Origin of the sequence: Bradyrhizobium sp., from assembly GCF_049691595.1 — a bacterium.
Classification (GTDB): Bacteria; Pseudomonadota; Alphaproteobacteria; order Rhizobiales; family Xanthobacteraceae; genus Bradyrhizobium.
Map to the genome: position 1 here is coordinate 20,260 of NZ_JBAVNZ010000361.1, position 11,225 is coordinate 31,484.

Annotated in this window: 10 protein-coding genes and 1 pseudogene; 2 read left to right on the forward strand and 9 right to left on the reverse strand. The window is 63.4% G+C overall.

Features of this window, described 5'->3' with window-relative positions:
- The first annotated feature begins 141 nt into the window (after positions 1–141).
- Positions 142–1,485 carry an aminotransferase class I/II-fold pyridoxal phosphate-dependent enzyme gene (locus tag WCE35_RS15945; protein WP_424594303.1) on the forward strand — a complete coding sequence of 448 codons (1,344 nt, stop codon included), beginning with the start codon at positions 142–144 and terminating at the stop codon, positions 1,483–1,485.
- A gap of 114 nt (positions 1,486–1,599) precedes the next feature.
- Here WCE35_RS15945 and WCE35_RS15950 read toward each other — a convergent pair whose 3' ends face one another.
- The 6 genes from WCE35_RS15950 to WCE35_RS15975 form a co-directional block, all read right to left on the reverse strand.
- Positions 1,600–2,469, reverse strand: a complete 870-nt coding sequence (locus WCE35_RS15950) for an alpha/beta fold hydrolase (RefSeq protein WP_424594304.1) — start codon at positions 2,467–2,469, stop codon at positions 1,600–1,602.
- A gap of 73 nt (positions 2,470–2,542) precedes the next feature.
- Entirely contained in the window at positions 2,543–4,870 is a 2,328-nt protein-coding gene (locus WCE35_RS15955) for a molybdopterin-dependent oxidoreductase (protein ID WP_424594305.1), read from the reverse strand.
- 108 nt (positions 4,871–4,978) lie between these two features.
- Positions 4,979–5,983 carry an NAD(P)H-dependent flavin oxidoreductase gene (locus WCE35_RS15960; protein WP_424594306.1) on the reverse strand — a complete coding sequence of 335 codons (1,005 nt, stop codon included), beginning with the start codon at positions 5,981–5,983 and terminating at the stop codon, positions 4,979–4,981.
- Positions 5,984–6,483: 500 nt separating this feature from the next.
- Positions 6,484–7,533 carry a hydroxyacid dehydrogenase gene (locus WCE35_RS15965; RefSeq protein ID WP_424594307.1) on the reverse strand — a complete coding sequence of 350 codons (1,050 nt, stop codon included), beginning with the start codon at positions 7,531–7,533 and terminating at the stop codon, positions 6,484–6,486.
- A gap of 15 nt (positions 7,534–7,548) precedes the next feature.
- Complete coding sequence (locus WCE35_RS15970; RefSeq protein ID WP_424594308.1) at positions 7,549–8,445, reverse strand: amidohydrolase family protein; 897 nt, start codon at positions 8,443–8,445, stop codon at positions 7,549–7,551.
- A 4-nt stretch (positions 8,446–8,449) separates the two neighbouring features.
- Entirely contained in the window at positions 8,450–8,875 is a 426-nt protein-coding gene (locus WCE35_RS15975) for a Bug family tripartite tricarboxylate transporter substrate binding protein (RefSeq protein ID WP_424594309.1), read from the reverse strand.
- Between the two features lie 159 nt (positions 8,876–9,034).
- Here WCE35_RS15975 and WCE35_RS15980 point away from each other — a divergent pair, with 159 nt between their 5' ends.
- Positions 9,035–10,255 (forward strand): site-specific integrase, encoded by a 1,221-nt coding sequence (locus WCE35_RS15980; protein ID WP_424594310.1) that lies wholly within the window; start codon positions 9,035–9,037, stop codon positions 10,253–10,255.
- Here the strand turns inward: WCE35_RS15980 and WCE35_RS15985 are convergent.
- The 3 genes and pseudogenes from WCE35_RS15985 to WCE35_RS15995 form a co-directional block, all read right to left on the reverse strand.
- Positions 10,242–10,490, reverse strand: a complete 249-nt coding sequence (locus tag WCE35_RS15985; RefSeq protein WP_424594311.1) for a hypothetical protein — start codon at positions 10,488–10,490, stop codon at positions 10,242–10,244. The two genes, WCE35_RS15980 and WCE35_RS15985, sit on opposite strands and share 14 nt — an antisense overlap.
- 205 nt (positions 10,491–10,695) lie before the next feature.
- Positions 10,696–10,911 (reverse strand): phage head-tail joining protein, encoded by a 216-nt coding sequence (locus tag WCE35_RS15990; protein ID WP_424594312.1) that lies wholly within the window; start codon positions 10,909–10,911, stop codon positions 10,696–10,698.
- A 4-nt stretch (positions 10,912–10,915) separates the two neighbouring features.
- Positions 10,916–11,225, reverse strand: a pseudogene (locus WCE35_RS15995) (peptidase); the annotation flags it as partial.

An 11,225-nucleotide genomic window follows, 5' to 3' on the forward strand; every position in this document is an offset into this window, starting at 1 on the left:
GAACCAGGGATTCACCTTCGCAAATCAATCCTTCAAGAGCGACCGGTTTCGAACTCAAAAATACCGGATTTTAAATTTTGCCCGCGTATCGTTCTCCGGACGGCAACAAATCCATTCAAAAAAAGCCGAACTGGGAAAGCGATGTCAAACATTACCAACGCCTGCATTCCGCCCGCGGCCTTGACCGGCAGCATGAGGGACTTTCGCGTGCCTGGCGGGGCGGACCTGCTCGGACGAACCGAAGGCTTTTTCAAGTGGCAGGACCTGCGACGCCAAAACGGCCTCTGGCCGTTTTCTCGCGCGACCGAAGACGGGCCCAACACGGTCTGCTGGGCGCAGGACGATCGGGGCAACAAGGCCCGCGGCGTCAATTTTGCTTCGCAGGATTATCTGAGCCTGTCGTCACATTCCGGAATCAAGGAAACCGCCAAGCAAACGATCGAACGCTGTGGCGTGCACAGCGCCGGTTCGCCCGCGCTGGTCGGCAACACGTCCTATTCCGTTGCGCTCGAGCGCAAGATCGCCGACTTCCTGCAAATGGAGGAAGTCGTGCTGTATCCGACCGGCTGGGCAGCAGGTTTCGGCGTCATCAAGGGCCTGGTGCGCTCGGCCGACCATGTGGTGATGGACATGCTCTCGCATTCCTGTCTTCAGGAAGGCGCCAACGCCGCCACCAACAACGTTCATCTGTTCCGTCACCTCGATAACGAATACTGCCGGAACATTCTGACCAAGATCAGGGCAAAGGACAGGGACAACGGCATTCTGGTCGTGACCGAGGGGCTGTTTTCGATGGACTCCGATACCCCGGACATGGCCGCCCTTCAGGCGCTCTGCCACGAGTTCAACGCTACTCTGGTCGTCGACGTCGCGCACGATCTGGGTAACCTCGGCCGCGATGGCCGCGGACATATCGGTGTCCAGAACATGCTGGGCAAGATCGATATCGTGATGGGAAGTTTCTCCAAGACCTTTGCATCAAATGGCGGCTTCGTCGCCTGCAAGAGCCGCGCCGTCAAGGAATATCTCCGCTTCTACAGCGCGCCCGCGACCTTCTCCAACGCGCTGTCGCCGGTACAGGCGGCGACCATTCTGAAAGCGTTCGAGCTCGTGGAATCGGTTGAAGGACGCGTGCTGCGTCTGGAATTGATGACCAACATCCTGGCCCTCCGCGATCAGCTGCGCGAAGCCGGTCTGGATTATTACGGCGATCCGTCCGCAATCGTCTGCGTCAAGATGGGAACCGAAGGCGTCGCCCGGCTGGTGAGCAGGCGCTTGCCCGAACTTGGACTGGTTGCCAATCTGGTTGAATTCCCCGCCGTTCCGAAAGGCGCCGCGCGAATCCGAATGCAGGTGATGGCCAATCACTCGGAGAAGAATATCGCCGACGCCGTCCGAATTCTCAAGACCGCCAAGGCGGAGGCCGAACTGGAACTGCGGGGTATCCAGCAGCCGAACCAGCTGGCCGAGCCCGTCGCGGCCTGACACAAAAGACCCGCTCAAAGCAGATATCTTCGGGCGGGTCCCGATCCTCGAACTCATTACATTCCGCCAATTCTCGCGCACGAGCCTCGCGGCCCGACGGCCTCGGGCAAGGGCTCAATCCCGGTCGCGCGCCATTCCGAGAAACCGCCTCAGCGCTGCGACCACTTCATCGCGCCTGTCATGATGAAGCCAATGTCCGGCGCCGGCGATCTTCCTCAGTTCCGCCTGCCGGAAATGGGCGAGCAGGCCGGCGGCTTCCGGGTCCGGAACAAAGCTTTCGCTGCCCCACATCAACAACGTCGGGCAGGCGATGCGCGCCCATAACGCGATATGGTCGTCCGGCGACAGCCGATACGGCGCCCTCGCCCGCTGATAATGATCGAATTTCCAGCGGTAGCTGCCGTCGGCGTTCCGCCTGAGGCCGTGGCTCGCGAGATGCAGCGCCTGCTCTGCCGTCAGCCTCTTGTTGCGCGTCGAAAGCCGCTGTGCCGCTTCCTGCACCGTCCGGAAACTGCGCGGCTCGCTCTGCGCGATGCGGTCGAGCTGGTCGATCCATTTCGACATCCGCTCATTGATCGGCATCGGTTGCGACCGCGGCAGAAACGCCCCGTCAAGCACGGCAAGACGCGACACCCGATCCGGATAGGTTCCGGCATAGGCCAGCGCGATCATGCCGCCCAGCGAATGACCGACGATGGCGGCGTCCCGAAGCGCCGCGAACCGCGTCAGCCGGGCCAGGTCGTAGACGTTCTCGGAAAGACCGTAGCTGCTTCCGCTCGCCCATTCGGAGTCGCCATGGCCGCGCAGATCGGGCGCCATGATGTGGAAATGCGGCTGCAATTCCCGCGCGATCGCATCCCAGTTGCGGCAGTGATCGAGACCGCCATGGATCAGGATCAGCGGCGGCGCGGTCGCATTGCCCCAGTCGGCATAATGCAGCCGCAGCCCCTGGGATTGGTAAAAGCGGTCTGCCGGTTCGCCCATGCTAACGATCATCTCGCGGTTCGCATCGGAATCCCGCAGCGATGGCAGACAATTGCGCCGGCGCGCAATAGCCTTATCCAGCCGCCGCGCGCCGATGAATGCGCTCGGACCGCGACTGATAGAGGGCGGCTTCGGCGGCCGGCACCCGCGACAGGCGAACCGCGACGTGCTTGTGATAGGGCGTCTTCGCGATCGGATCGCGGTTGCCGCTCGCGGTCAAGAGATTGATCCGCGGCCCGTTGATGAGGCGCTCGCCATCGGCCGCGGGATAGGATTGGCCATAGCCATGCGGCAGCGCAAGCTGGCCTTGCCGCATCGAATCATCGCGCTTGCAGCGGGCGATCAGCCGTCCGGCCGCCGACTCGACCGCGATCCAGTCGCCGTCGGCCGCGCCCAGTTCGACGAGGTCGGCGGAATTGATCAACAAGGCCCCGTCCGGATCGTCGCGACGCCAGGCTGGATCGCGAAAAATCTGATTGGCGTTGAACATGCGCCGCTGCCCGGCCGCCAGCATGAACGGAAATTCTTTCGGCGCGCCCGCGGTCTTGGGATCGAGCCGTGCGAGCCATTCGAGCATGCCGGGGACCGCGAGCCGGATCTTGCGATCGGGATGTCCGATCAGCGACCATACCTCATCATATTCGTGACGGGTAATGGCGGCGCCTTGCCGCGCCGCGACGATCCGGTCGAACAGGAGATCGCCAAGCTCGGCGTCCGGAACATCATCCGACGCGCCGATCGCGCGCCGCACCGCGAGCGGCGATCGCCTGGCGCACAGCAGCGCCGCGTTCCACAACGGCGCGGCGGCGGCGGTGCCGTCGGGCAGCGTCTGCCCGAGCGTATGATAGAGGACGAGCGGGGCCACCGCCGCGGCCGACGGATTGTCGCCGATGAACGCGCGAAACGCGGCGGCGAATTCCGGCCTCGAGCGCCGGGCCGCGTCGCGCAGCGGCGCGAGCACATTGTCGCCCGGCAGAAAACCCATGGCGCGGGCGAGCCGCGTATAGATCTCGGGCTCCGGCAGGGTTCCTTCGAGCTGCGGCAGCACGCCGGCGCGAACGTGAAAATAATTGGTCGGGAACTCGAAATTGAACAGCGTGAATTCGGTCTTCTCGTATTGGGAAGACGCCGGGAGCACGTAATGCGCGAGATGCGCGGTCTCGGTCATCGCCACATCGACCACCACGCACAGCTCGAGCGAACCCAGCGCGCGTTCGACCGCCGCGGTATTGGCCGCGGTGTTGGCGGGATTGGAACTGTCGATCCAGACCCCGCGCAGCGGGTCGGGATGGTCGCCGAGCACGGCATCGGCAAAGATGTTCGGCGGCAGAAGACCGCCGATCACTTCATCGCCGGTTGGCGCGAATGTCTGGCCTGGCGAATTCCCCCACAGCGGTTGCAGCCAGCTGTGCAACTGGTTGGTGCCCTTGCGGCCGAAGCTGCCGGAAAGCATGATCAGGAGTTTTTCAAGGTAGGAATTGAGCGTCGAGTTGATCCCCTGCTGAATGCCGAGTTCGACGCGAACCACCATGGCCTTGGCCGCCGAGATCATGGCGGCGCAGCGCTCGAGATCGGCGATCGAAATCTCCGCGGCCGCGGCCCACTCCGCGACAGGGATCGCCAGCAGGCTCTGCTCGACCTCTTCGAAACCCACCGTGTGCTCTTTGATGAAGTCGTGATCGACGGCATCGGACCGCACCAGCGTCGCCAACAGCGCGCCCAGCAGAAAGGCATCGGTGCCGGGACGAACGGCGAGGTGCAGGTCGGCCATGTCAGCGGTTTCCGACCGCCGCGGATCGACGACGATGAGTTTGCGCGCGGGGTCCTTGCGGATCTGGTTGAGGTGATCGCGGGCATTGGGGAAGCCATGCGCGACCCACGGGTTCGCGCCGATCACGAACAGCAAATCGCAGTGATGGACGTCCTCGGCGGTGTGACAGGTCTGACTGCCGAACATGTGGCCGTTGACCCAGAAGTCGCCGGTTTTCTCCTGCGACAATGCGTTGAAGACATGGCGCGAACCGATCGCGCGCAGAAACGCATTGGCATAGGCGCCGCCGGCATGGTTGCCCTGCCCGCCGCCGCCATAAAGCGCGATGCTCTTGCCGCCATGCCGGTCGACGAGATTTCGCACCCGCCCGGCGATCTCGGCGATCGCCACATCCCACTCGATTTCGTCGAACCCGCCGTCGGCGCGGCGGCGCAGCGGCGTGCGGAGCCGGTCCTTGTGATCGGCGTAAAACGGAATGCGCGCCGCCTTGTTGCAAAGATAGCCCTGCGATTTCGGGCTGGAGCGATCGCCGCGGACTTTTTCGATACGCCCGCCGTCGACCAGGACCTCGATCCCGCAATTGACATAACAGAGGTTGCAGGCCGTCTTGTGCCATGTTCCAGATGTCATGATAGCTCCTCCAGCGATCGAAGGCCCGGTTCGCCGGTCTGGTACACTTTACATGTTATCCATCATATAAATCAAGCACGCTTCGACGCTCCGCAGACAGGGCTGCGCCTAGGCGACCGCCAGCGACGTCGGCTTGCCGCCGTCCAGCGCCCCCACCAGCCGGCCCCGGATGATGCGTTCGGCGTCGGCCATGATGCGATCGATCAATTCCTTCACCGTCGGAATATCGTGGATCAGGCCCGCCACCATGCCGCAGCTCCAGGCTCCCGCATCCATCTGCCCGTCAATCATGATCTTGGGATAGGCGCCCGCGACCTCGTCATGGATGTCGGAGATTTGCAGCTTGCTGCCCTTCTCGCGCTCGATTTCCAGCAGCCGCTTGACGCTGTCGTTCATCAATACCCGCTCGGTGTTTCGCAGTGCGCGCATGATGAGCCGGGTGTCGAGCTCGGTGGCCGCGACCAGCGCCTTCTTGACGTTGTCATGCACCGGCGCTTCCCTGGTGGCGATAAACCGCGTGCCCATGTTCATCCCGGCCGCTCCCATCGCCAGTGCGGCGACCAGGCTGCGGGCGTCGGCCATGCCGCCCGACGCCACGAACGGGATCTTCAGTTCCTCGGCGGCGCGCGGCAGCAGGATCATGTTGGGGACGTCGTCTTCACCCGGATGGCCGCCGCATTCGAACCCGTCGACGCTGACGGCATCGCAACCGATCCGCTCGGCCTTCAGCGAATGCCGGACCGAGGTGCATTTATGGATGACCTTGATGCCGGCGGCCTTGAGCGCCGGCATGTATTGCTCCGGGCTGCGACCGGCGGTTTCGACGATCTTGATTCCTCCTTCCCGGATGGCGGCGATGTATTCCGGATAGGGCGGCGCCGTGAACGCCGGAAGGAATGTCAGGTTCACGCCGAACGGCTTGTCGGTCATCTCGCGACAGCGCGCGATTTCCTTCGCGAGCAATTCCGGGGTCTTCTGGGTCAAGCCGGTGATGATTCCAAGGCCGCCCGCGTTCGATACCGCGGCTGCGAGTTCGGCAAAGCCGACGTAATGCATCCCGCCCTGGATGATGGGGTGCTCGATCTGGAAAAGATCAGTGATGGCCGTTCTCATCTGGACCTCCGGTTTTTCCCGTTCAGACGTTGTTCGGATACCGGATATAGCGTCCCAGCCGACCCCCTAGCAATGACCGCCGCCGAAGTAACCCGCGCCGTCGGCTGCCGCTTTTCCCTCGCTGCAACAGGCGTGGCCTGCGGAAGCCGACGCCGCGCCCTCCGCCGACAGCCCACACAAAAATGCAGAACGAGGGATGTGGTTACGCCCCGGCCACCGGCAGGCTGGCGGCGGCGATGGCGACGATCTGGGCGAGGCGGCGTCCGATCCGGGACGGCGCGGCGCGCAGCAATGAAGCTACCTGTCGCATCTCACATTTCCTTTGGCGCCAGGGAAACACGGCGCAACCTCGAAAATGGTCTCACGCGGCCACCTCGTCGAGACCGCGGGGAAAATAGCAACAGCCGCTTCGCCCGGCCGACCATTCGCAGTGGATTTATTGCCTTGATCGACCGTCCGGCGGACAAAATCTTCTCTCGCGACTTGAGCCGCCCACGCCGCTATTTCGGCGCAAAGCCGAACGTCCGTTCGAAACGCATGGCGTAAGCCGGCCACACTTCGGGATTGACGATGCGCGGCGGCCGCTTGCCATCGAGCGCGTCGAGAATCTGCTCGGCGGCGATCTTGCCCATGTTGATCCGCGCCTCCCTGGTCACGCCCGCCGTATGCGGACTGGCGAGCACATTGTCGAACCGCAGCAGCGGATGGTCCGGCGGCGGCGGCTCCTTTGCCCAGACGTCGAGGCCGGCGCCGGCGATGCGCTTGTTGCTGAGCGCCTCCTCCAGCGCCGCCTCGTCGTGAATGAAGCCCCGCGCGGTGGTGATGAAGAACGCGTGCGGCGGCATCAGCGAAAATTCGCGCGCGCCGATCATGCCGCGACTGTCCCTGGTCAGCGGGCAGGAGATCGAGACGAAGTCCGCGCGGCGCAGCAACTCATCGAGCTCGACCTTCTCGCCGCCCCGCGCCGCCATCTCCTGCGCGGTGAGATAGGGATCGCAGGCTATCACCTTCATGTGCAGCAGGCCCTTGCACAGCTCGGCGATGCGGCGACCGACATTGCCGAGGCCAACGATGCCGATGGTCTTGCCCTGCGCCTCGTTGCCGATCAGCGCATTGCGGTTGACGTCGCGGCCGCGGCGCAGCGCGCGGTCGGCCTCGAGGATGCGTTTGGACAGCGTCAGCAGCATCCCCAGCGCATGCTCGGCCACCGAATTGGCATTGCCGCCGGACTGGTTCACCACCAGCACGCCGGCCGCCGTGCAGGCATCGACATCGACGGGATCAAAGCCTGCGCCATTGCTGGAGACGATCAGGAGATTGGGAGCCCGCCGCAGCAGTTCCGGGTCGACATGGAAATGTCTGGCCAGTTCGTCGCGCGCGGCTCCAACCTGATAGGCGTGCGCGGCCGACAGGATCGGCGCGGCGACTTCGTCGGGGCTCTCATTCTCGAGCCGGTCGAGCCGGACATCGGGCCGGCGCTTGAGGATATCGGCATAAATCTCGTGGGCGAGATATTTGACATAGAACACGCGCTTGTTGTTGACAGTCATTGTCTTCTGTAACTTTCAGTTCGGGAAGCCATAGAGTGCTGCGGGATTGGTGACGAGAATGCGCTGCTGCGCCGCCCGATCCGGCGTCCATGCCTGGAACAGCTCGAGCAGGTGGCCGGCGTCGGGCATCTCGCCCTCGACGCGCGGATGCGGCCAGTCGCCGCCCCAGACCAGCCGCTCCGGGTTCGCCTTCACCAGCGCTTCGTGAAACGGCTGCGCGTCCGGATAATCGGGCGCTCCAAGGCTGAGGCGATGCGCGCCCGACAGCTTGGCCCAGCACCAGCCGTCGCCGACCGCGCGCAGCAGGCTCTGGAATCCCTCCGTCCCCGTGCCGGCGCGGGCATCGGTGCGGCCCATGTGATCGATCACGACTGGCAGCCGCAGCGCTTTCAGCACAGGAATCGCCTGCGGCAAATCCTTCACGTCGATCCAGAGCTGGAGGTGCCAGCCGAGTTCGGCCATCACCGGCGCGAGTTTTTCGGCCGCGGCGAGCGGCACGCCGCCGCGATAGTGCAGCTGGCCATCGCGAAAGAAATGATTGAAGCGCAAGCCGCGGACACCGAGCGCGTTCCATTCGCGCAAGACCGCCGGCGCAACATCGGCATCGGCCACCGCGACGCCGCGCAACCGGCCGCGCTGGCGTCCCAACGCATCCAGCATCGCGGAATTGTCGCGGCCATGGGCGCTGCCCTGCACCAGCACGCCGCGGGCAAAGCCGATGGTGTCGAGCATATCAAGGTATTTTTCCAGCGGCGCGTCCGGCGGCGTGTAGCTGCGATCGTCCGCGTAAGGAAAACGATTCGCCGGCCCGAACACATGCGCATGGCTATCGCAGGCATTTTTCGGCAGCGGCACGCTGGGGCGGCTGACCTCGCGCGGCGGCAGGCAGACGGGAATCATGGCAACGGCCACCGCATCACTCGGCCGTCATCCCGGCGGCCTTGATGATCGGGCCCCACTTCGTGTGGTCGGCGCGAATCCTGGCGTCGAATTGTTCCGGCGAACTGCCGATCGGCGCCGCGCCGAGCTTGCTCAGGCGCTCCTTCACCGCATCGCTGTTCAGGGCCGCCACGAAATCACGCGATAGTTTGGCCACGAGATCGGGCGCCATGCCGCCCGGCCCCAGCAGACCCCACCACACTTCGGTGTCATAACCCGGCACCGTCTCGGACATGCCGGGCACGTCGGGCAGAAACGGCGCACGTGACGCGGTGGTCACTGCCAGCGCACGCACCGTGCCGGCCTGAAGCTGTCCGACCGATTCCGGGCCGTTGTTGAACGACATCGGAATTTGCCCGCCCAGGAGATCGTTGATGGCGGGCGCGCCGCCCTTGTAGGGCATATTTGATCTACACATGGGTCCAAAGCCCTCCAAGTGATCGCACGAAACACCTTATTTCACAGTGTTTCGCTTCACAAGGGTCTAAGGTCCTCCATACCTCTCCAGCGACTGGCCGGGACATGGCCGGGACACGGGGACACAAAGGAAAGACGCTTCGCCATGGGAATCCTCGACAAGAAACCGCGCTTGAAACTGCCGCCGCGCGGCAAGCCTTACTGGCAGGAGATCACTGAAGGGCTGTCGCTCGGCTACCGTCGCCCGGCCACTGGCGCGGGCACATGGTCGTTCCGCTTGGCCGATGGCAAAGGCGGCAACCGCATCACGAAGTTCGCGAGCACCGACGATATCGCAGCGTCGAACGGCACCACTGTGCTGGCATTCAAAGAGGCATGGGACGAAGCCCGCAAGCTCGCGGGCGCGGGCGCAGCGTCGGTAGCGGACGGTCACCCGGTCACGGTGTTCGAAGCGCTCGATCTCTATGAGGCCGATCTGATCCGCCGCAAGGCGAATAAGGCTAACGCCACCCACGTTCGCTACAACATGACCGACAAGCTCGGGCGCAAGGCGGTCGCGCTGTGCGTCGAAAACGACTTCACCGTCTGGCGAAATGGCCTGATCACCGACAGCAAATTATCCATCGGAAGTGCGGATCGGCTCGGGCGCATTCTCAAAGCTGTGTTGAACCTCGCGGCGAAGGCCGACAAGCGCATCATCAACGGCGCGGAATGGCGCAACGCGCTCGTCAAGTTGAACGACAGCGAGAGCGTGCGTAACGTGATCCTGACGAACGACATCGAGCGCGCGATCATCGACACCGCTTATGAAATCGATCACCGGTTAGGTCTGTGGTGTCATCTGCTTTCCGACACCGGCAACCGCGAAAGCCAGTGCCAGAAACTTGAAGTGATCGACCTGCAAGGTGATCGGCTCATGATGCCGTCGAGCCAGAAAGGCAAAGGGCGCAAACGATCACGCAAGCCGTTGCCAATCTCGCCCGAGCTGGCAGCGAACCTGAAACAGCACGTCGCAGGCAAGCCGCGCAACGCGCCGCTGCTTCTGCCGTTCCGCAAGCTGGCCGAGGAATTTCGCAAGGTCACCAAGCGGCTCGGTCTCGATACCGAATCCGCACGCGAAAAAGTCGGGCTGATCGATGAAGCGACGCCGTATGCGTTGCGGCATTCCTCAATCGTGCGGCATCTGATGCGCGGCACACCGACGCGGCTTGTCGCCAGTGCGCACGATACGTCGGTCGCTGAGATCGAGCGAACCTATTCGCGATACATTGTCAGTGATCAGACGGAAGCGATGTTGCGGGCTGCACTGTTGCCGGTGGCGGTACCAGCGGCGAACGTCTTACGGTTTGGCGTCAACCATCGGTGATCTTCATTCGCCACTCAAGGGCCGCTTCCTTGGTGATCAGGACGCGGCCCAAAACATGCCCTTCGCGCGGCCCAATGCCTTTTTCTTTCAGGTTATAGTACGTCCCGTGCGAAATGCTGTGACGCCGACAGAACACCTCAATTGAATAGGCGTCCAGTTCCATCTGCGCCAGCTTTTCAACCTTAGCCTTGGCGGCCTCGTTGTCGGTGTCGGTCTTTTTGGGTTTCTGGCTCATGCCCCGATACTTCAAATGCACGATGATGGAAGGGAAGCCGTGGCAGCGATTTGTTTCCGGCCCCGCGCCACCAAAGCACGGGACCGGAAACCCGCGCTGCCGGGGAGAGGAGTCACCCCAAGGCTGCGCTTCATGGGCCGGGGGAAAAGGAAAAAAACCCCCGGCCTATTTGTCCCCGCGCCTGCCAAGAACGGGGACGATGCCGCTATCCCCACCCTGTCGAGCGGGGATAGATGTTGCGCGCGGGCGTCGTGCCCGTCGCATTCGCGATCTCGGCTTCGATTGCGATGATCGCAGCCTGCATGCCCGCCGTGTCGCGATATGAAATTTGCTTGCCCTCGTAGGATATCGACGTTGCGCCCGTGCGATATGCCGAGCGCAGTGCCTCGAGCTGTTCTGTGAGTGCTGCAACATCAGCCATCGCATCACACTCCCGGATTTTTCCAAGCACCGCGCCAGTCGATTGGCCCGGCACCGCAATGCCAGTGCGTGCGGTACGCAGTGCCGAGCTGGCTGAACATCTGATCGGTTTCGAAGCGCGGACCTTCGAAGCCGGCGAGCGTCAGGAAGCGGATTACCGGATAGGTGCCGGGCGCGCAGAACAGGAACCATTGCGTCGCGTTCGGCAATCTCGGCTCGATGGCGACTTGCAGCTTGCCTGCGAACACGTTCACGTCCGTAGAAACGGTCGGGTTGATCGTGGTCACCAATTTTTCGACTACGGTCTGCAGCTCG